Origin of the sequence: Plantibacter sp. Leaf314 (assembly GCF_001423185.1) — a bacterium.
Lineage (GTDB): Bacteria > Actinomycetota > Actinomycetes > Actinomycetales > Microbacteriaceae > Plantibacter.
In genome coordinates this window covers 2,733,620-2,754,032 of sequence record NZ_LMOB01000001.1, presented here as the reverse complement: position 1 = coordinate 2,754,032, position 20,413 = coordinate 2,733,620, and the positions used below count along the sequence as shown (strand labels likewise).

Here is a 20,413-nt window from a genome sequence, read left to right as displayed (position 1 = left end):
CCCCTCGCCCAAGAATGGGCGAACGAACGGGGCACCGGGTGATCAGATCAGGCTGCGGAGGAACTCTTGGACGCTCGTGCCGGCCTCGCGGGCGCGGCGGACGAGACGCTCGTGCTCGTCGGACGTGAGGTCGAGGGTGAGCTGGTGCCACGTCGGTTCGACGTCGAGTGAGAACAGCGCGCCGTCGTCCTCTGCGTCGAACACGGGAGCGGTGCGTTCCTCCTCCACCTCGAGGTCGGCGAACAGCTCCGGCTCGGTCGTCTCGGAGGCGGCGTCAGCGACGGCGCCGGCCTCGGGGATCGACGGGGCCTCCGCAGCTCCGGCACCGGTCCAGCCTGGTCCCTCCGGCACCGGCGTCTTGCGCTGGTAGGCCTCGGCGGCAGTGCGGGCACGGATGTCGGCGGCCTCGTTGAGCCGGTGACCGACGTGTCCCTTGACCCACTCGAACCGGTACCGACGGCCGGCGATGGCGGCGTCGATCTCCTGCATGAGCTCGAGGTTCATGACCGGCTTGCCGTCGCCCTTCTTCCAGCCCTTCTTCTTCCAGCCCGGCATCCACTTCGTGATCGAGTCGATGACGTATTTGCTGTCGCAGAGGATGTGGAGGTCGTCGTCCACGTGCTCGGTCGCGCGGAACAGTTCGAGGACGGCGCGCAGCTCACCCATGTTGTTCGTGCCGTGCGGCCATCCGCCGGCCGCCCAGCAGTCGTCGTCGACATACCAGGCCCAGCCTGCGGGTCCGGGGTTGCCGAGGGCGGAGCCGTCTGCGGCAGCGGTGATCGTCATGAGCGCCTTTCGATGAGTGCCCTCCATCGTATCGACGCACCACCGACGGCCCGGCCGACGGCCTCTGCCATCCATCGCCGCGGCTGCGGTCAGGCTGGAGCGAAGACGCTCACGGTGACAGCGACGGTGACGCGGGTGAATCCGGGCAGGTCGGCGATGGCCTGCTCGAAGACGTCGTCGTCGAGGTGGTGGGCGCTCGGGCCCATCTGGACCTCGTCGCGCACCTCTTCCGGCATGAGCTCGACGGAGTAGTCCAGGGTCTCGCGGGAGCGCAGCTCGAAGCCCTCCAGCTGGGCGTCGAGACGGGCGTCCTTGCGCTCGGCGATCCCGATCATGCCGAGCCGGTCGCGCAGTTCGGCGAGGTGACCGGGCTGCGGGGTCACGACGGTGAGCAGTCCGTCGGGCCGCAGCACGCGGCGCATCTCGGCGCCGTTGCGCGGACCGAAGATGCTGAGCAGGTGGTCGACCGACGCCGTCTGCAGAGGGAACGGAGCCCACGCATCCGCCGTCGCGGCGGCGGCCCGGCCGTGAGCGCGCGCGGCCCGGCGAGCGGCGAGAGGCGAGAGGTCGAAGCCGAACCCGCGCCAGGCGGGCCGGGCATCGAGGATGCGGCCGAGGTAGTAGCCGGTCCCTCCGGCGATGTCCACGACGAGCGGGGCGCTGTCGTCGTCGACTGAGCCGTCCGGGAGGAAGCGGGCGAGCGGCAGCGTCCTGGCGACGTGACCGGCGATCGGCTCGTAGTGCTCCGCCTCCAGGAAGGCCGCGCGGGCGGCGACCATCTCCTGCGTGTCGCCGGTCTTGGGCGTCCGACCACCGACGACGAGCGACGCATACCCCTGGCGCGCGATGTCGAAACTGTGCCCGGCCGGGCACCGCAGCACCCGGTCGCCGAGCACGAGCGCGGCGGAGCAGATCGTGCACGCGAGATCCGGTGCGACGAGGGTCAGGCGATCGTGCTGCTGCACGTCCCCGAGCACCGGCATCCGCTCGGAACGCTCCGCTTCCAACTGCTGTGTCCCTTGCTGCCAGACTGCTTCCGGTTGTCGCACTTCACCCACACGGTGAGTCTAGGCGCGTGCCGGGTGTCCGTGGTCGCCGGGATGTCGCGGTGCGCGAGCCGCTTCCCGGCGGACCACTGGGCATCGGCCGACCGGAGCCCGGCGGGGTCACTCGTCGAGTGCGGCGCGGAGGCGGCCCGTCTCCTCGCGGGCCGCATCCAGGGAACGCTGCGCGCGATCGGCCTCACGCTGTCGGCGAGCCAGTTCGCGAGCGGCGTCGGTGAGCTCGGCATCCAGCTCGTCCAGCCGGCGGGCGAGGTCTTCGCGATCGCGGAGCAGGTCGGCGCGGCGAACTGCGGCGTCGTCGAGGAGCGAGTTCGCCTCCTCGCTCGCGCCCTCCGCGAGCTCCGCCTCGTGTTCGGCCGCGTCGAGCCGTTCGAGGAGCCGTCGGCGGCGATCATCGGCGTCCGGAGCGTCACCCTGCGTCTGGCGACCGCGCTCCTCCGAGACCTCGGCGTCGTCGTCGCGTCGCGCGCCGGGGCCGCCGACGACGCCACCCCACCCCGAACCGCTCGAGGTCGGAGCGTCGGTCAGCCGTCCGGTCGAGAGCTGCGCGACCAACTCAGCATCGGCGCTCGCGGCCTGCAGGCTCTGGCGCACCGTCTCGACGACCGTCGACGAGAGCGTCGCGCCCTCCTCAGCGGCCGCCGCGACGGTGGTGTCGACGAGCCGCGCGACAAGGGCGCGCCGGTCGGCGCCGAGCGAACGGAGTACTGCTGCGTCGCCTGCGCCCTGGGCCGTGGCGAGCTCCGCGCCGAGGTGCTCGAGCTCGTCCAGGGCTGTCGGCTGGTGGGCGGCCAGCACGTTGAGCGCCCAGGCGGCGACCGACGGTTTCCGGAGCGCGAGGATCGCGGTGGCGAGATCGGTGTCACCGTGCTCGCGCGCTGTGGTGGCGAGCCGCTTCCGTTCGGTGACGAAGGTCGGCAGCGGACGGCTCAGGAGGGCGACCGCGGCGGCGGCGAGGTCGGTCGGCGGCGGCGTGTCGTCGCGATCCTCAGGCATGGCGCGGCTCCCTCGCATCATTTCACGTCAGGCTAGCGTCCTCTCGCGCCAGAACCGAGCCGTGCTGTCGCCTTTTCGGGGGGCCGTACCGACAATGTGGACATGGAAGCCAGACCTCACCCAGCCGCGGCGGAACCACCGGCGACCGCTGCCTGCACCGACCTCAAGAGCCTCCTCAGGACCGTGGAGTTCCCCCTCTCCCGTCGTGAGCTGCAGGCCGTCGCCGTCCGCTCCGGCCTCGACCGAGGGACGATCGCCGCACTCGGCACGCTCACCGAGGAGCGATACGCCGGATCGTTCGCGATCCTCCGTGAACTCCGCCACCACGGCGAGCTCCGCCACACCGCCTGACCCACCCCCACCCGACACCTGCCGGGTTGCCCAACGCGGTGCGCTGACGTGAGCGCGGGTCACACTCGCGAGCGCGGGTCTCCGGAGGGGTGCGCTCACGCACCAGGGGCGCGGTGACGTCGGCGCACCGCGCTGGCACCTCCGACAAGCGTCGTGTAACGCAGAAACCCCCGCCGAGGCGAGGGTTTCGAGCTGAAGATCCAGTGCGGAGACGGCGGGATTTGAACCCGCGGTCCCCTTACGGGGACTCCACCTTAGCAGGGTGGTGCACTAGGCCGAACTATGCGACGTCTCCATGTGCGCTCGCGAACGGACGCACGACGACCAGCATAACCGGAGATGGGCGTGGAGACGAATCCCCCGGCCCGATCGGCTGCGCGACGGCACGCATGCCGGTTCCTGAGCCTGTCGAAGGACAGGGACCGGCGCTGAGGACTACTGGTCCTCGAGGGTCCGGCCCCGGGAGCAGGTCCGCTGGTCGGCGGTCTGGCCCTGCACGGACGAGGGCAGGACGACGGCACCGGCCGAGGTGTCGGTCGCATCCGCGGGCGGAGCCGTCGCCGCCGGGTCGGCGCCGGCATCGGCACCCTCCGCCGGGTCTGCGGGAGCAGGGTCGGCCGGGTTCGCGACCGCACCGGCACCCGTGGCACCTGTGAGCTGGATGGGCTGATCGTTCGCGAGTGCCGCGAACAGGGCGGTCGCGGCGTCGTCGATCGGCTCGACACCACCCTCGACGGCCTCGTTCGGGTACTGCACGAACGCGATGTTCGACAGGTCGACCTCGCGCAGCGTCATGGCGATCGCGATCATCGTGTCGAGACTCGTCAGGCTGTCGGACAGCTGCATGTTCTGCGCCGCCGCCTTCGCCAGCGAATAGAGGATGGCGGGGTTCGTCAGCGTCTCGGCGCTCTTCACCTGCTGCATCATCGCCGACAGGAACACCTGCTGGTTGCTGATCCGGCTGAGATCGCTGCCGTCGCCGACGCCGTGACGGGTGCGGAGGAACTGGAGCGCCTCGTACCCTTCGAGCGTGTGCTCGCCAGCTGACAGGAAGGTGTTCGTGTACTCGTCCTCGATGGGGTCTGCGACGCACACCGTCACCCCGCCGAGCGCGGTCGACATCGCCATCACCCCACTGAACTGCACCTCGGCGGCGAACGGGATCTCGAGGCCGGTGAGCTGCGACACCGTCAGCGCGGTGCAGGCGAGGCCGCCGTAGCTGAGCGAGGTGTTGATCTTCTGCCGACTCATCGAGTCGAACGAGCCCCCGGTCGGGTCGGGGCAGGAGGGGATGGAGACGAACATGTCGCGAGGGAAGCTGACGACCGTCGCGTTGCTGTGGTCCTCGGAGATGTGCACGAGCATGGTGACGTCGTTGAGGTTGCCCGTCGCCTCGACCTCAGGATCGATGAACCGTTCATCCTGGCCCTCGCGGGAGTCGCTGCCGACGATGAGGAGGTTCACGCCGCCCGGGTAGGCGCCGATCGCGGGGAGGTCGGTGACCGTCTCACCCTGCGCGTCGACGAGCGCGACACCGGGTTTCACCGTCGCGGCGACGTCCCACAGCGCGATACCGGCGACGATGCCACCGCTCACGAGGGCGACGGCGAGGGTCGAGGCGAGGATCTTCAGGCCCGTCGCCACCGGGCTCGAACGCTTCAGACGGCCGTGTCTGGCGATGGTCGCGAGCTTCTTCGGGCGTGGCCCACGGTCTGCCGTGCGTCGAGCCGCGGGGTCGCCGGCGGGCTCGTCGATGTCGGGCGAATGCGGGGGCATTCGTCGATTCAACCACGGGAGCATGTGCAGCGCACAGCCGGATACCCCGGAGCCGACGGCGAGGCCAACCGATCCGGGTGTGGAGAACAGTGCGAAACGGTGTGGCGAAGGAGTGCGGAGGGCGTGGGATTCGAACCCACGAGACATTTCTGCCCACCAGTTTTCAAGACTGGCTCCATCGGCCGCTCGGACAGCCCTCCTGATGGTCGATCGCCCGCCATGACGCTGCGGCCGACCAGGATCGAGTGTATCGGATGGGGCCAGCGGCGAAGCGGCCCCATCCGATCACCCGGTGACTACTGGTCTTCCTCGGGACGACCGGCCGTGCAGGTGTTCTGTGCCGCGTTCTGGCCCGTGATCGTGTCGGGCAGCGCCACCGGACCTGCAGCCGCCGGGTCGACCGGCGCAGCGGGATCGGCAGCCGCATCGGTCGCCGCAGGATCGGGCGTGACGGGGGCGTTCGGGTCGGTGACGACGTACTTGCCGGTCGCCGACAGCGCGACCGCCTGGTCGCTCTGCAAGGCCGTCCACAGGACGTCGGCATCGGAGGTCGCCTCGACGCCGCCCTCGACCGTGGCGGTCGGCGTCTGGACGAACGCCACCCGGTCGAGCGGGATGTCCTTCAGCGCTGCTGCGATCGACACCATCGTGTCGATGTTGTTCAGGCTGTTCGACAGGGTCACGTTCTTCAACGCGGCCCGGGCGATCGAGTAGAGCTTGATCGGGTCGGACAGCGTCTCGCTGCTCTTCAGCGTGCGGACGAGCGAGGACAGGAAGACCTGCTGGTTCGAGATGCGCGACAGGTCGCTGCCGTCGCCGACGCCATGGCGCGAGCGGAGGAAGGCGAGCGCGGACGCGCCGGAGAGGTCGTGGGTGCCGACGTCGAGGTTGATGCCGCTCCAGGCGTCGTTCAGCGGTTCGGTGACGCACACCGGGACACCGCCGACGGCGTTCGACATCGAGATGACGCCGTCGAAGCCGATCTGCGCGGCGAAGGGGATGGAGAGGCCGGTGATGCCCTCGACGGTGGACACGGCGCAGGCCAGCCCGCCGTCGGCACCGCCGTACATGAGGGCCGTGTTCATCTTGTCGCGGCCGTTGCCGCCGTTCGCGCAGTCGCCGATGGGCACGTACATGTCGCGCGGGAAGCTGACGACCGTCGCGCTCGAGTGGTCGGCGGAGATGTGCATGAGGATCGTGACGTCGTTGAGGTTCTCGTCGCGTTCGCCGTACGCCTCGTTGCCGTCACCCGAGTCGCTGCCGACGAGGAGGAGGTTGACGCCACCCTCGATCGCGCCGATGTTGGGCGGCGGAGCGCCGGGCGTCTCGTTGTCGAGGTGCGCGACCGGCTTCACGCTGTTGGCGAGGTCGAGCGCGGCCACACCGGCGACCGCGATGCCGCTCACACCCACGACGGCGGCCGTCGCGGCGATCACCTTCGCGACGGTGGCGAACGGGTTCGACTTGCGGAGCCTGCCGTGACGGACGGCGGCGCGCGCTTTGGACGCGTCGGCGTGGCGGGTCATGGATCTCGCTCTCATCTCAGGAACAGGGCTGGCTCCAACCCGGGCGGACCGGGCTGCAGCGACGCGGGAGGAGACCGGTGGAACCGGCACGCCCCGACGCCCCGTGCGCACCGGAAACGACGTGCAGGCACAGAGCTTTGGACGATGTTAACCCGAAATGCTCCTCAGGAGCTGAGAGAGACCGTCGTCGGTCACGGTGCCGGTGACCTCGGATGCGACGGCGAGCACTTCCTCGGGTGCCTGACCCATGGCGACACCACGGCCGCCGTCGGCCGCCCAGCCGAGCATGTCGACGTCGTTGCGGCCGTCGCCGACCGCGACCATCTGCGAACGCTCGAAGCCCAGCCACTGCCGGACCCGCTCGAGCGCGGTCGCCTTGTTGACGCCCTTCGGGGCGATGTCGAGCCAGGCCGTCCACCCGATCGCATAGCTCACCTGGCTGAGGCCGATGCGGTCGACGATGCGGAGGAACTCCTCCTCGTCGTGACTCGGCGACACCACGACGACGCGGGTGACCGGACTCGTGACGAGCTCCTCGAACGGCACCTCGACGGCGTTCTCGAGGTTCCAGTCCTCCATGCCGACCGTGTACTTGCGGAAGCCGTCGGGGTACTCGACCATGTAGCTGCCCTCGGACAGGTGCGGCTGGATGAGGCCGAGCACCTCCGTCGGGTCGAAGGTCTCCATGAAGAAGCGCTCGTAGGCGTCGGGCTTCGACTCGTCGCGCTTCATGATGAGCGCACCGTTCGCGCAGACGACGTACTGCGGCGTCAACTCGAGGTCTTCGAGGACGGGACGGGTGCTCTCCCAGCTCCGACCGGTGGCGAGGGTGACGACGTGGCCGAGGGCGACCACGCGGCGGACCTCGTCGGCGACGGACAGGCTGAGCGAGCCGTCCTCGTGCAGGACGGTGCCGTCGATGTCGAGCGCGACGAGCAGCCGGGGCGAGGTCGCGGCCGGCTGCGCGGGCGTCGTCTCGGACGTCATCGGATCGGCCGCGCCACGTCGAGCCCGCCCAGGTAGGGCCGGAGCACCTCCGGGATGACGACGCTGCCGTCCTCCTGCTGGTGCGTCTCGAGGATCGCGACGATCCACCGGGTCGTCGCGAGCGTGCCGTTGAGCGTCGCGACCGGCGTGGTCTTGCCCGACTCCGTGCGGTACCGGGTGTCGAGGCGGCGAGCCTGGTACGTGGTGCAGTTGGAGGTGCTGGTGAGCTCGCGGAACGCATCCTGCGTCGGCACCCAGGCCTCGACGTCGAACTTGCGGGCGGCGCTCGAACCGAGGTCGCCGGCCGCCGTGTCGATGACCCGGTAGCTGAGGCCGAGCGACTGCAGCATGGCCTCCTGGTAGGACAGCAGGCGCTCGTGCTCCGCCGCAGCGTCCTCCGGCTTGGTGTAGACGAACATCTCCAGCTTGTTGAACTGGTGCACGCGGATGATGCCGCGGGTGTCGCGGCCGTACGAGCCGGCCTCCTTGCGGTAGCAGGTGGACCAGCCGGCGTAGCGGAGCGCACCCTGCTCGAGGTCGAGGATCTCGTCGGAGTGGTAGCCGGCGAGCGCCACCTCGCTCGTGCCGGTGAGGAAGAGGTCTTCGCCGGCGATCTGGTACACCTCGTCGGCGTGCTCGCCGAGGAAGCCGGTGCCCTTCATGATCTCGGGGCGCACGAGCGTCGGGGTGATGAGGGGGACGAAGCCGGCCTCGAGCGCGCGGTCGAGCGCGAGGTTCATGAGGGCGATCTCGAGACGCGCGCCGATACCGCGGAGGAAGTAGAAGCGCGAGCCGCTGACCTTGGTGCCGCGCTGCATGTCGATGGCGCCGAGGAGCTCGCCGAGCTCGAGGTGGTCGCGCGGGGTGAAGTCGAAGGTGGGGCGTTCACCGACCTCGCGGAGCGTGATGAAGTCGGCCTCGCCACCGGCGGGCACGCCGTCGAGGACGGGGTTCTGGATCTGTCCGGCGATGTCGGCGAAGTAGGCCTCGGCCTCCGTCGCGACCTGCTGGGCCTCCTTCACGCGGGCGGAGAGCTGCTGCGCCTGGGCGACGAGTGCAGCCTTCTCCTCCTTGGGGGCCTTGGCGACCTGCTTGCCGAAGGCGTTCTGCTCGGCGCGGAGCTCCTCGAACCCGGTGATGGCGGAGCGGCGTGCGGTGTCGGCGTCGATCGCCTGGTCGACGAGGTCGACGGAGGACCCTCGCTTCAGCTGCGACGCTCGGAGGACTTCTGGCTGTTCGCGGAGGAGTACGGGATCGATCACCCGGCAAGTCTAGCGATCGAGGTCGGCGCCAGAGCCCCGGGACAGTACCGTTGGGCCATGCCGACTCCCCCGCACGCAGCGCTCGTGTACAACCCGGTGAAGGTCGACGCCACCCGGTTGCGGAGCGCCCTCGAGGCCCGCTCGCAGGAGGCGGGGTGGGCGGCACCGCACCTCTACGAGACGAGTGTCGAGGATCCCGGTGTCGGGCAGGCGCGACGTGCGGTCCTCGACGGCGCACGGGTCGTGCTCGCGGCCGGTGGCGACGGGACGGTGCGCGCCGTCGCGGAGGGACTGCGCGGGAGCGGGGTGCCGCTGACCCTCATACCCTCGGGCACCGGCAACCTGTTGGCGCGGAACCTGAAGCTGCCGCTCGGCGACCAGACGGCCGCGATCGCGACGGCCTTCACGGGCGAGACGCGGGCCATCGACATCGGCGTGGCCATGATCACGCGCCCCGACGGCTCCGAGGAGGAGCACGCCTTCGTCGTGATGGCCGGCATGGGGATCGACGCGATGATGATCTCCACCGCCAACCCGGATCTGAAGAAGTCGCTCGGCTGGCTCGCGTATGTCGAGTCGGGCCTCCGCTCGATCATCACGGCGGCACCGTTCCGCATCCACTACCAGCTGCGCGGGCACCGGCAGCATGCGGCGACGGTGAGTTCCGTGCTCGTCGGCAACTGCGGCACGCTGCAGGGCGGGGTGCAGCTCATGCCGGACGCCGAGCTCGACGACGGCTTCCTCGACGTGGCGGTGCTGCAGCCGAGGGGCGCGTTCGGCTGGTTGCTCGTGTGGCGGAAGGTGACGTGGGAGAACCGGGTGCTGCGACGGACGGCGGTCGGTCGTCGGATGATCCGGTTCACCGAGGGTCGCGGCGCGAACACGGTGACGAACCTGCGGGCGGAGGCGCTGACGGTCCGGGTGGAGGAGGCGCAGGACCTCGAACTCGACGGAGACGCGTTCGGCATGGCGACGACGGTCGCGTTCGACGCGCACCGCGGCGGCTTGCTCGTCACCCTCCCGTAGCGGCCAGGGCTCCCTGGTCCTCGACGGCTCGATGTCTGGGGGACCAGACACCAGGTGATCGACAGCACTCGCCGGGCGACCCCCGGCGGAGTGGACTGAGCGCATGACCGACTCGGCACACGCTCCCCGGACCATCCGCGCCGCTCGCGGCACCACCCTCACCGCCAAGAGCTGGCAGACCGAGGGCCCGCTCCGGATGCTCATGAACAACCTCGACCCCGAGGTCGCCGAGCACCCGGAGGACCTCGTCGTCTACGGCGGCACCGGCAAGGCGGCCCGCAACTGGGAGGCGTACGACGCGATCGTCCGCACCCTCGAAGGCCTGGAGGCCGACGCGACCCTGCTCGTGCAGTCCGGCAAGCCCGTCGGCGTCTTCCGCACGCACGAGTGGGCACCGCGCGTCCTCATCGCGAACTCCAACCTCGTCGGCGACTGGGCGACGTGGCCCGAGTTCCGCAAGCTCGAGGCCGAGGGCCTCACGATGTACGGACAGATGACCGCCGGCTCGTGGATCTACATCGGCACGCAGGGCATCCTCCAGGGCACCTACGAGACCTTCGCCGCGATCGCCGACAAGCGCTTCGGCGGGACCCTCGCCGGCACCCTCACCCTCACGGGCGGCGCCGGCGGCATGGGTGGCGCACAGCCGCTCGCCGTCACCCTGAACGAGGGCGTCGTCCTCATCGTCGACGTCGACCCGTCCCGGTTGCAGCGTCGCGTCGAACACCGCTACCTCGACGAGATGACCGACGACCTTGACGACGCCGTCGCCCGGGTGCTCGCCGCCAAGGCCGAACGCCGTGCGCTGTCCGTCGGCCTCGTCGGCAACGCGGCGACCGTCTTCCCCGAACTGCTGCGGCGCGGTGTCGCGATCGACATCGTCACCGACCAGACGAGCGCGCACGACCCGCTCGCCTACCTCCCGGAGGACACGGCGCTCGCCGATTGGCAGAGCGAGTCCACCACCGACGCCGCCGACTTCACGACCCGGTCGCGCCTCGCCATGGCGAAGCAGGTCGAGGCGATGGTCGGCTTCCAGGACGCCGGTGCCGAGGTCTTCGACTACGGCAACTCGATCCGCGCGGAGGCGAAGCTCGGCGGCTACGCGCGCGCCTTCGACTTCCCCGGCTTCGTCCCGGCGTACATCCGGCCCCTCTTCGCCGAGGGCAAGGGGCCCTTCCGCTGGGCCGCGCTCTCCGGCGACCCGGCCGACATCGCCGCGACCGACCGCGCCATCCTCGAGCTGTTCCCCGAGGACGAGAAGCTGCGCCGCTGGATCACCTCCGCCGGCGAGAAGATCGCCTTCGAGGGTCTGCCGGCACGCATCTGCTGGCTCGGCTACCAGGAGCGCCACCTCGCCGGCCTGAAGTTCAACGAGATGGTCGCCTCGGGTGAACTGAGCGCGCCCGTCGTCATCGGCCGCGACCACCTCGACTCCGGTTCCGTCGCCTCGCCCTACCGGGAGACGGAGGCGATGGCCGACGGTTCGGACGCCATCGCCGACTGGCCGCTGCTCAACGCCCTGCTCAACACGGCGTCCGGCGCGACCTGGGTGTCGATCCACCACGGCGGCGGCGTCGGCATCGGCCGCTCCATCCACGCCGGTCAGGTGATCGTCGCCGACGGGACGCCGCTCGCCGCCGAGAAGATCGCGCGCGTGCTGGTGAACGACCCGGGCACCGGCGTCATGCGGCACGTCGACGCCGGCTACGAGCGGGCGGCAGAGGTCGCCCGCGAACGCGGCCTGCGGGTGCCGATGTGGGAGGGCGAGTGACCGACGGCCTGCTCGCCCACGGCCGCCTGGCGGGACTCGACGAGATCGCCGGTGTCGGGGTCGACCCGGCACGCGGTGGGTACTCCCGGCACGTCTGGACACCGGCCGAGTTCGAGCTGCGCGAGTGGTTCACGGCCCGCGCCGCCCGGCTCGGTCTGGACGTCGAGACGGACCGGAACGGCAACCTCTGGGCGTGGTGGGGCACGCCGGGGCCTGACGCGGTCGTCACCGGCAGCCACCTCGACTCCGTCCCGGGCGGCGGCGCCTTCGACGGGCCGCTCGGCGTCGTCTCCGCCCTGGACGCCGTGGCACGCCTGCAGGCCACCGGCTTCCAGCCGTCCCGTCCCGTCGCCGTCGTGGTGTTCGCCGAGGAGGAGGGGTCGCGGTTCGGGGTCGCCTGCCTCGGATCCCGGCTCCTGTCCGGGGCGATCACCGCGGACGCCGCCCGGGCGCTGACGGACGCCGACGGGATCACGGTGGCCGAGGCCGCAGCCGCAGCCGGGCTCGCCCCCGAGCACCTCGGCCGCGACGACGAGGCCCTCGCCCGCATCGGACTCTTCATCGAGCTGCACGTGGAACAGGGGCGCGGCCTCATCGACCTGGACTCGCCCACGGCCGTCGCGTCGTCGATCCTCGCCCACGGCCGGTGGCGGCTCCGCGTGAGCGGCCAGGGCAACCACGCCGGCGCCACGGGCATGCGCGAGCGCCGTGATCCGGTGGTCGCCGCAGCCCGCGCGATCCTCGCGGTCGAGCAGGCCGCCCTCGCGACGGACGACGCCCGCGCCACCGTGGGCCGCATGCGCATCGTGCCCGGCGGTACCAACGTCATCGCCTCGGAGGTCGACGCCTGGGTGGACGCCCGCGCGGCCACCGACACCGAGACGCGCGCCCTCGTCGCGGACATCGGCGCCCGCGTGCAGGAGGCCGTCGCCGATTCCGGATGTGCGGCGGAGCTGATCGAGGAGTCGTGGTCGGGCGTCGTCGAGTTCGACCCCGAGCTCGCCGCGCGGCTCGCCGGCACGCTCGGCGGGGTCCCCCTGCTGCCGACGGGAGCCGGGCATGACGCGGGTGTCCTGAACGGTGCGGTGCCGACGGCGATGGTCTTCGTCCGGAACCCGACGGGCGTCTCGCATTCGCCGGAGGAGTTCGCCGAGACGGCCGACTGCGTCGCCGGGGTCGAAGCGCTCGAGACCCTGCTGCGGAGCGTCCTGTGAGCGTCGCGAGCACCGCCGCCGTCTCCTCGGACGACCGACCGCCCACCTGGGCGGCGACTGCGATCATCGACGGCCGACCGATCGACCGCGTCCGGTTCACCGCCGACGACGAAGGACGCATCGCCACCGTCGAGCGGGGCGTCGACCCGCAGGCGGACGACCGACGCCTCGGAACCGTGGTCCCCGGCATGGGCAACGCCCACTCCCACGCGTTCCACCGGCTGCTCCGCGGGCGCACCCACGCCGACGGCGGCGACTTCTGGCAGTGGCGTGAGGCGATGTACGCGGCGGCCGCGAGTCTCGACCCGGAGCACTACGGCCGGGTCGCCCGCGCCGTGTTCGGCGAGATGCTCGTGTGCGGCTGGACGGCGGTCGGCGAGTTCCACTACGTGCACCACCAGGCCGACGGCACCCCGTACCCGAGCGCACACGCGATGGAACTCGCGGTCGCCGAGGCCGCCGCCGAGATCGGCATCCGGCTCACCCTCCTCGACACGGCCTACCTCGCGAGCGGTCTCGGACCCGCCGGTGGTCCGGCCGCGCCGCTCCTCGTGGAACAGCGCGCGTTCGGCGACGGCGACGCGGCCGGCTGGCTCGACCGCTGGCACGGACTCCGCACGGCGCTCTCTGCCTCGCACGACGCGGCCGGACTGGTGACCCTCGGTGCCGCACTGCACTCGGTGCGCGCCGTGCCCGTCGAGGCCATGCGCACCATCCTCACCGGACTGCCGGAGGACGTCGCCCTGCACGTCCACCTCTCGGAGCAACCGCAGGAGAACCTCGACACCCTCGCGAAGACGGGTAGGACACCGACGGGTGTGCTGGCCGCGCTCGGAGCGCTCGACCCGCGCATCAGCCTCGTCCACGCGACGCATCTGACCGACGCCGACATCACGGCGATCGGACGCTCGGGCGCGACCGTCGTGATGTGTCCGACGACCGAGGCCGACCTCGGCGACGGCATCGGACCGGCACGCCGCCTCGCGGACGCCGGCGCGCGGATCGCCGTGGGATCCGACCAGAACGCCGTCGTCGACCCCCTGCTCGAACTGCGCGGCCTCGAGGCCGGTGAACGGCTCGCCTCCGGCCGACGCGGTCGGTTCTCGCCCGCGGAACTCCTCGAGGCCGGGACCGCCGGCGGCTATCGCTCGCTCGGACTCGGGCGCCACACGCTCGCCGTCGGCGACCCGCTCGACCTCGTCGAGGTGTCGACGTCGAGTCTGCGGACCACCGGCGCCGACCCGGCCCAGCTCGCCCTCGTCGCGACCGCGTCCGACGTCGAACGGGTGATCGTCGGCGGGCGACTCGTGGCCGAACGCGGCCGCCTGCTCGCGACTCCACAGCAGACCACGCCGGAACAGCTCCTCACGGCGGCGCTCGCCGAGCTGGCAGCATCGACAGGGACGCCCCGAGCCGCCACCTCGTCCCCGACACCTGATCACCCCTCGCAGGAGATGCAGCCATGACGACCGAACTCATCACCGGCATCGCCGAACTCACGACCAACGCGGGCTCCGGGCCGGGCGACACCGACGGCAACCGGATCACCGACGCGGCGCTCGTCATCGAGGACGGTCGGATCGCCTGGCTGGGCTCGGCGTCCGATGCCCCCGCCGCCGACGCGCGGACCGACGTGGGCGGACGCGCCGTGCTGCCCGGGTGGGTCGACACCCACACGCACCTCGTGTTCGCGGGCGACCGCTCTGCGGAGTTCGAGGCGCGGATGGCCGGCGGCCGGTACGCGGCGGGCGGGATCGCCACGACCGTCGCCGCCACCCGCGCCGCTTCGGAGGAGCAGCTCGTCGCGGGCGCGAAGCGGTTGCGGGCGGAGGCGCTCGCCCAGGGGACGACCTTCCTGGAGGCGAAGACGGGGTACGCGCTGGATGTCGAGGGCGAGGCGCGGTCCGCTCGAGCGGCGGCCGAGGTCGCCGACGTCGTCACCTTCCTCGGCGCCCACCTCGTGCCGGCCGGCGTCGACCGCCGCGACTACCTCGACCTCGTCACGGGCCCGATGCTCGACGCCGTCGCGCCGTTCGCGTCGTACATCGACGCGTTCTGCGAGGTCGGTGCGTTCGACGTCGAGGAGTCGCGGGAGGTGCTCCTCGCCGGTCGCGCCGCGGGGCTCGGGGTCCGCGTGCACGGCAACCAGCTCGGCGAGAGCGGCGGGGTGCGGCTCGCGGTCGAATTGGGTGCCGCGAGCGTCGACCATTGCAACCACCTGGCCGACGCCGACGTCGACCTCCTGGCCGGCTCGTCGACGGTGGCGACCCTGCTGCCCGCCTGCGACCTGTCGACCCGTGAACCGTTCCCTCCGGCACGCGCCCTCGTCGACGCCGGCGCCGCGATCGCCCTCGCCACCAACTGCAACCCGGGTACCTCGTACACGACGTCGATGGCGTACTGCGTGGCGACCGCCGTGCTGCAGATGCGGCTCACGATCGCCGAGGCGGTCTGGGCGGCGACGCGCGGGGCCGCGGTGGCGGTCGGGCGCGAGCACGGTGTCGACGCCGTCGGATCGCTCCGCGTGGGCGGTCTCGCCGATCTGCAGGTGCTCGACGCCCCCTCGGTCTCGCACCTCGCCTACCGCCCCGGGGTGCCGCTGACGGTCGGCGTGTGGCAGCGCGGTGAGCGCGTCACGTCGGGTACCCGACCGTGAGCGATCTCGCCGAGGCACCGGGTGTCGTGCTGCTGCCGGCCGCGGGGCATCGGAGCTATCGCTGGCGGAACGGGCTCGGTACCGCGACGGAGATCGCCGCCGAGCCCGTCCGGCGCCAGACCGAGGGCGACCTCGACGTGCCGGACGGCCCGGGCTGGACGCTGAGCATCGCGACGGTCGAGTCGGACGTCGCCTTCTCCGCATTCCCGGGCGTCGACCGACAGCTGATGGCGCTGTCGGCCGGCGGCCTCGGGCTCGTGATCGACGGCGAGCCGGTCGAGTTGGACCGATGGCAGGTCGCCGCCTTCGACGGGGCTGCGGCCGTGGCGTCGAGGGGAGTGGTCGGTCCGACCCTCGATCTCAACCTCATGGTGTCGCGGGACCGGTTCCGTGGATCGCTCGAGGTCGCCGTCGTCGACGGTTCGAGGCTGGTGACGACGACGCTGGGAACCACCACGTTCGTCGTGTTCCTCGATGGGTTGCTGTCGGCGGAGGGTCACGGCTCACTCGACGTGCACGACACCCTGCGACTCGATGCGGGCACCCTGCTTCTGACCGGCGACGCCACGATCGCGATCGCGAGAATCTTCCCCGGTTCGTGAGGGATGCCAGCGCGGTGCGCTGACGCGAGCGCACCCCACAGCCGCGAGCGCGGGTCTCCGGAGGGGCGCGCTCACCTCACAGACCCGCGCTCAAGCCGATGCGACAGGTCTCGCGTCAGCGCACCGCGCTGGCATGAGACCTCGCCACGGGGTGCCAGCGCGGTGCGTCCGCGTGAGCGACGCACACCCGGCGCGAGCGCACCCCACAGCCGCGAGCGCGGGTCTCCGGAGGGGCGCGCTCACCTCACAGACCCGCGCTCGCGTCAGCGCACCGCGCTGACGCACACCCCAGCTGGCGGACTACTTCGTGCGGTCGAGGACGGCGAAGCGGAAGACGTAGGTCGCGTCGAGCGTCTCCTCGAGCCCCGTCACGTTCTTCTGCGCGATGACCGTCTCCGTGCCCTGCAGCAGCGGGATGATCGGTGCCGCCTCCGCGGTGAGCGCCTGGATCTGCTCGATCGCGGCGATGCGCGCCGCCGGGTCCGTCGCCGTCGCCTCGGTGTCGATGAGCGCGTCGACGGCCGGGTCGGAGTACCCGTTGGCGACGGACGCGCCGGTCGTCGAGTAGGCCGAGCGGATGAAGTTGTCGGGGTCCGGGTAGTCGGGGAAGAACCCGAGCTGGTAGGCGGGGTAGCCGGACTCCGGGTTGAGCTCCTTCACGTAGCTCGTCCATTCGGTCGACTGCAGGTCGACGGAGAACAGACCCGACTCCTCCAGCTGCGACTTGATGAGCGCGTACTCCTGATCGGAGTCGGGGCCGTAGTGGTCGCTCGTGTACTGGATCGGCAGGGCGACCGGGGTGCTGACCCCGGCGGCGGCGAGGATGGCAGCGGCCTTCGACCGGTCCGGGGCGTCGCCGTACGCGGTCTGGAACGCGGGCGTCGCGCCCGTCTGGCCGTCGAGCACCACCGAGTAGGCGGGCGCGTAGGTGCCCTTGTAGACCTGGTCGGCGATCTCCTTCCGGTCGACGAGCGAGGCGACCGCCTGCCGGATCGCGAGCTTCTGCGCGTCGTTCGCACCCGGCTGGGTGTTCAGGTTGAAGGTGAGGAAGCGCACCGAACCGCCAGGACCGTCGACGACCTGCAGCTCGGAATCACCGCGGAGGTCGGCGACGTCCGTCGCGGTCAACGAGCGGTAGGCGATGTCGATGTCGCCCTTCTCCAGGTCGAGCCGCAGGTTCGACGCCGTCGTGTACGGCTTGAGCACCACGTGCTGCGTCTTCGCCCGGGTCCCGGAGTAGCGCGAGTTCGCTTCGAGGGAGAGCAGCCCGCCCGACTGGTAGCTGTCGACCTCGTAGGGCCCGGAGCCGATCACGTCGTCATCGCTCAGCAGCTTGTCCGCGGGGAAGACCTCCTCGTCGACGATCGGTCCGGCCATGCTCGTGAGGACGTACGGCCAGGTCTGGTCGTTCGAGACCTTGAGCGTGAAGACCACCTGGTCGTCGTCACCCTCCTCGACGCTCTCCAGGTTCGCGAGCAGTGGCGACGGGCCGTTGTCGGCGGCGATCTCCCGGACGCGGGTGAAGGAGAAGACGACGTCGGAGGCCGTGAGCGCGTGCCCGTTGGAGAAGGTCAAGCCTTCCTTGACGGTGCAGACGTAGGTGGTCGCGCCGGTGAAGTCGCAGGACTCCGCGGCGTCGGGCGCGGGCACCACGTCGCCCTCGTCGTAGCTCAGGAGGTGCTGGTAGATCTGGTTCTGGGGGGTGAAGGATCCGCGGTCCCAGGCGCCGGCGGGGTCGAGGGAGACGATCTGGTCGGTCGTCCCGATGACGAGCGCGGTCGTGGTCGTCGTGCCGCCCTGGGCCGTACAACCGGCGAGGGCTGCGACGACGCCGAGGCTCACGGCGACGGCCGCGAAACGGGTGGATCGGTTCATGGGGAGGGTCCTTCGGGTGACTGCGGGTGCGGGTGGGTGGCGCCGGGTGCTGTGGCGCTGGGCGGGAGGTCCGCCCGAGGGAGGCGGCGTTACGCGGGTGGGGTGTGGGCTGCGAGGGCGAACCGCGGGTGCGGGGCGTCGCCGTCGACGAGATCGGTGACGAGCCGCCCGAGCACGGGTCCGAACTTGAACCCGTGACCGGAGAATCCCGTCGTGACGATGATCCTGTCGATCCGGTCGATCACGAAATCCTCGCTCGGGCTCAGGTCGTAGAGGCAACTGATGGTATGTGGCGCCGACGCGTCGACCCCGGGCACCCACTCGGCGACGTACGCGGTGAGGCGCGCGAGCTCCTCCGGTTCGGCCAGGCCGTCGCGCTCGTCGGGGTGCACGTGCACCGCGCCGCCGTGCAGGCCGACCTTCACGCCCTCGCCGGGGGTGAGGAGACCGTAGACGCTCGAGCCGTCGTCCGGGTAGTGGACGAAGCTCGGCCAGGCGTCCGCGGCCACCGCGGTCGGGAAGTGGGCGGGCTGCACCTGCGTGACGACGATCTCGGGGAGCGGACGGCCGACGCTCGCCGCGAGCTCGCCGACGAGGTCCGGCGTCCACGATCCGGCGGCGACGACGACGTGGTCGGCTGTGACGTCACCCAGCTCGGTGCGGACCACGGCACCGGCAGCGGTCGTCCCGGTCGCCGGGATCGGTTCGACCGCCGTCACCCGGACGCCGAACCGGAGCGTCGCCCCGGCCACCACGGCGAGGTCGAGGAACGCCTCGATCGCCTCCGCGGACGACAGTCGCCCGCCGGTCGCGTGATGGAGGACCTCCTGCTCGAATCGGAGACCGGGCCACCGCTCCGCGGCCTGTTCCGGGGAGAGCCGTTCCGAGGCGATCCCGCCTCGCGTCATCGCGGCCTCGATCCCGCGGAGCATCTCCGGGCGGCCGTGGTCCAGTGCGCCGGTGAGTTCGAGCAGGGTCCGGCCGCTCCGTTCCTCGAGCTCGCGCCAGCCGGCGAGCGCCTCCGAGGTGAGGGCCACGTAGTCGTCGACGTCGTAGCCCTGGCGGAAGATGCGGGTCGCGCCGTGGGAGGAGCCGTGTTCGTGGCCGCGCTCGAAGCGTTCGACGAGCAGCACGCTCCGGCCGCGCTCGGCGAGCGTCCGCGCGGCGGCAGCTCCGACGACGCCGGCTCCGATGACGACGACCTCGACCCGCTCGGGCAGGGGTGCCGGTCCAGCCGTCGGCGAGGGGGCGCTCATCGGGCCTGCTCCACTCGGGCTCGGGCGTCGACTTCCCGGCGTGCGGGCATGGCGGCGGCCACCGCAGCCTCGTCGGCGAACGGTCGGGCCGGGAAGCGATCGGGCGCGTATCGCGACGGGTCGACGAAGGGGCTCTCGCCGGTGACGATGAGTTCGGCGAGCATGCGGCCGAGGCCGGGACCGTGGGTGACGCCCGACTCGTTGTCTCCGGCGACGACGTACAGCCCGGCGAGTTCCGGGATCGGCCCGGCGATGAACCGGCGGTCGGCCGTGTACGACACGACGCCCTGGACGGCCTCCGCGGCGTCGAGCACGGGGGCGGCGGCGGGGATGAGTTCCGTGACGATCGGGGTCAGGTGGTCGCGCATCGCCTCGACGAGGTCGGGACGGTCGGGGCGGCGCTCGGCCGGGCTGTCGCGGACCGCGAGCGCCTCGTAGCCGACGCCGTTGCCGTAGGTGAGGCCACCGAGGTGCTCCCTGATCCAGAGGCCGCCGAGCTCCGGGATCATCAGCGTCGGCAGTTCGCCGAGCCCGAACGGTGCAGTGGTGAGTCGGCTCGCGATCACGCGGGCGAACGGCAGCTCGCGCCCGGTCGTGCTGAGGAGCTCGTTCGTCCAGGAGCCTGCGGCCAGGACGACCTCGTCGCCGAGCACCCGATCGCCCGCTGCGGTCAGCACGCCGACCGCCCGGCCGTCCTCGGTGAGGAGCTCGACGACCGGCGTGTGCTCGACGATCTCGACGCCCTCCACTCGGGCGAGGTCCGCGAGCGCGAGCCCGGCGTCCGGCGCGCTGATCTGGATGCCGTCCGGGTGGATGAACGCACCGACGATCGCCTCCGGGTCGAGTCCTGGCACGAGTTCGGCGGTCTCCACGGCGGTGAGGAGGCGGGCGTCCTCTGGACGGAGCGGGTGCTCGGCGAACGGCAGCAGGTGGTCGAGCACGGCCTGTTCGGTGAGGGCGAGCCAGACGTTGCCGGTGTCGCGGAGGGCGATGTCGTACCCGGCGGCGTCGAGGCCGCGGTAGAAGTCGATGCCGGCCTGCTCGAGCGCCAGTTCCGACGCGTTCCAATACCAGGCGTACCCGGCCGCCCAGAGTCCGACGAAGCCGGCTCCCGCGGCGGTGGTGGCGTCGGCAGCCGCGCCCGATTCGAGGACCGTCACGCGTCGTCCGGCACGGGCGAGGTGGACGGCGGTCGACAGGCCGAACAGGCCGGCACCGACGATGACGGTGGTCGCAGGACGGGAGTCGGTCATCATTCGAGG

The 20,413-nt window shown here is 71.5% G+C and carries 17 protein-coding genes and 2 tRNA genes; 7 read left to right on the top strand and 12 right to left on the bottom strand.

The features are described 5' to 3' along the window. Positions 1-42 precede the first annotated feature (42 nt). The 3 genes from ASF68_RS12970 to ASF68_RS12960 form a co-directional block, all read right to left on the bottom strand. Positions 43-786, bottom strand: coding sequence for an RNase H family protein (locus tag ASF68_RS12970; protein WP_056010959.1), 744 nt, complete (start codon positions 784-786; stop codon positions 43-45). A gap of 89 nt (positions 787-875) precedes the next feature. Then, positions 876-1,844, bottom strand: coding sequence for a putative RNA methyltransferase (locus tag ASF68_RS12965; RefSeq protein WP_157580356.1), 969 nt, complete (start codon positions 1,842-1,844; stop codon positions 876-878). 108 nt (positions 1,845-1,952) lie between these two features. Then, on the bottom strand, positions 1,953-2,846 hold the full coding sequence (locus tag ASF68_RS12960; RefSeq protein WP_056010953.1) for a hypothetical protein: 894 nt from the start codon (positions 2,844-2,846) through the stop codon (positions 1,953-1,955). A gap of 102 nt (positions 2,847-2,948) precedes the next feature. Here ASF68_RS12960 and ASF68_RS12955 point away from each other — a divergent pair, with 102 nt between their 5' ends. Then, a complete protein-coding gene (locus tag ASF68_RS12955; protein WP_056010950.1) occupies positions 2,949-3,197 on the top strand; it encodes a DUF2795 domain-containing protein in 249 nt (82 codons plus the stop codon). A gap of 206 nt (positions 3,198-3,403) precedes the next feature. On the opposite strand, the gene ASF68_RS12950 is transcribed toward ASF68_RS12955, so the two are convergent. The 6 genes from ASF68_RS12950 to serS all read right to left on the bottom strand — a co-directional run bounded on the left by ASF68_RS12950 (position 3,404) and on the right by serS (position 8,748). Then, positions 3,404-3,492, bottom strand: a tRNA-Ser gene (locus ASF68_RS12950). Positions 3,493-3,632: 140 nt separating this feature from the next. Next, entirely contained in the window at positions 3,633-4,973 is a 1,341-nt protein-coding gene (locus ASF68_RS12945; protein ID WP_082498610.1) for an LCP family protein, read from the bottom strand. A 115-nt stretch (positions 4,974-5,088) separates the two neighbouring features. Continuing rightward, positions 5,089-5,173 (bottom strand) — tRNA-Ser (locus ASF68_RS12940). Positions 5,174-5,269: 96 nt separating this feature from the next. Then, positions 5,270-6,499: an LCP family protein gene (locus ASF68_RS12935; RefSeq protein ID WP_200921157.1), complete on the bottom strand. Its 1,230-nt coding sequence runs from the start codon at positions 6,497-6,499 to the stop codon at positions 5,270-5,272. A gap of 147 nt (positions 6,500-6,646) precedes the next feature. Continuing rightward, complete coding sequence (locus ASF68_RS12930) at positions 6,647-7,486, bottom strand: HAD family hydrolase (RefSeq protein ID WP_056010944.1); 840 nt, start codon at positions 7,484-7,486, stop codon at positions 6,647-6,649. Further along, positions 7,483-8,748: a serine--tRNA ligase gene (serS, locus tag ASF68_RS12925; RefSeq protein ID WP_056010941.1), complete on the bottom strand. Its 1,266-nt coding sequence runs from the start codon at positions 8,746-8,748 to the stop codon at positions 7,483-7,485. The genes ASF68_RS12930 and serS overlap by 4 nt, the downstream gene beginning before the upstream one ends. Before the next feature lie 57 nt (positions 8,749-8,805). On the opposite strand from serS, the gene ASF68_RS12920 reads away from it, so the two are divergent. The 6 genes from ASF68_RS12920 to ASF68_RS12895 all read left to right on the top strand — a co-directional run bounded on the left by ASF68_RS12920 (position 8,806) and on the right by ASF68_RS12895 (position 16,020). Next, positions 8,806-9,774, top strand: coding sequence for a diacylglycerol kinase family protein (locus ASF68_RS12920; RefSeq protein ID WP_056010938.1), 969 nt, complete (start codon positions 8,806-8,808; stop codon positions 9,772-9,774). Positions 9,775-9,877: 103 nt separating this feature from the next. Next, positions 9,878-11,548 (top strand): urocanate hydratase, encoded by a 1,671-nt coding sequence (gene hutU / locus ASF68_RS12915; protein ID WP_056010935.1) that lies wholly within the window; start codon positions 9,878-9,880, stop codon positions 11,546-11,548. After that, positions 11,545-12,762, top strand: coding sequence for an allantoate amidohydrolase (locus ASF68_RS12910; protein WP_082498609.1), 1,218 nt, complete (start codon positions 11,545-11,547; stop codon positions 12,760-12,762). The genes hutU and ASF68_RS12910 overlap by 4 nt, the downstream gene beginning before the upstream one ends. Continuing rightward, entirely contained in the window at positions 12,759-14,228 is a 1,470-nt protein-coding gene (locus tag ASF68_RS12905) for a formimidoylglutamate deiminase (RefSeq protein WP_235526805.1), read from the top strand. The genes ASF68_RS12910 and ASF68_RS12905 overlap by 4 nt, the downstream gene beginning before the upstream one ends. Further along, positions 14,225-15,418, top strand: coding sequence for an imidazolonepropionase (gene hutI / locus ASF68_RS12900; RefSeq protein ID WP_056010932.1), 1,194 nt, complete (start codon positions 14,225-14,227; stop codon positions 15,416-15,418). The genes ASF68_RS12905 and hutI overlap by 4 nt, the downstream gene beginning before the upstream one ends. Beyond that, positions 15,415-16,020: a HutD family protein gene (locus ASF68_RS12895; protein ID WP_056010929.1), complete on the top strand. Its 606-nt coding sequence runs from the start codon at positions 15,415-15,417 to the stop codon at positions 16,018-16,020. The genes hutI and ASF68_RS12895 overlap by 4 nt, the downstream gene beginning before the upstream one ends. A 300-nt stretch (positions 16,021-16,320) precedes the next feature. Here the strand turns inward: ASF68_RS12895 and ASF68_RS12890 are convergent, their stop codons facing one another. The 3 genes from ASF68_RS12890 to ASF68_RS12880 form a co-directional block, all read right to left on the bottom strand. After that, positions 16,321-17,895 carry an ABC transporter substrate-binding protein gene (locus ASF68_RS12890; protein ID WP_056010926.1) on the bottom strand — a complete coding sequence of 525 codons (1,575 nt, stop codon included), beginning with the start codon at positions 17,893-17,895 and terminating at the stop codon, positions 16,321-16,323. Positions 17,896-17,984: 89 nt separating this feature from the next. Then, complete coding sequence (locus ASF68_RS12885; protein WP_056010923.1) at positions 17,985-19,151, bottom strand: FAD-dependent oxidoreductase; 1,167 nt, start codon at positions 19,149-19,151, stop codon at positions 17,985-17,987. Beyond that, positions 19,148-20,404 carry an FAD-binding oxidoreductase gene (locus ASF68_RS12880; protein ID WP_162239359.1) on the bottom strand — a complete coding sequence of 419 codons (1,257 nt, stop codon included), beginning with the start codon at positions 20,402-20,404 and terminating at the stop codon, positions 19,148-19,150. The genes ASF68_RS12885 and ASF68_RS12880 overlap by 4 nt, the downstream gene beginning before the upstream one ends. Positions 20,405-20,413 lie beyond the last annotated feature (9 nt).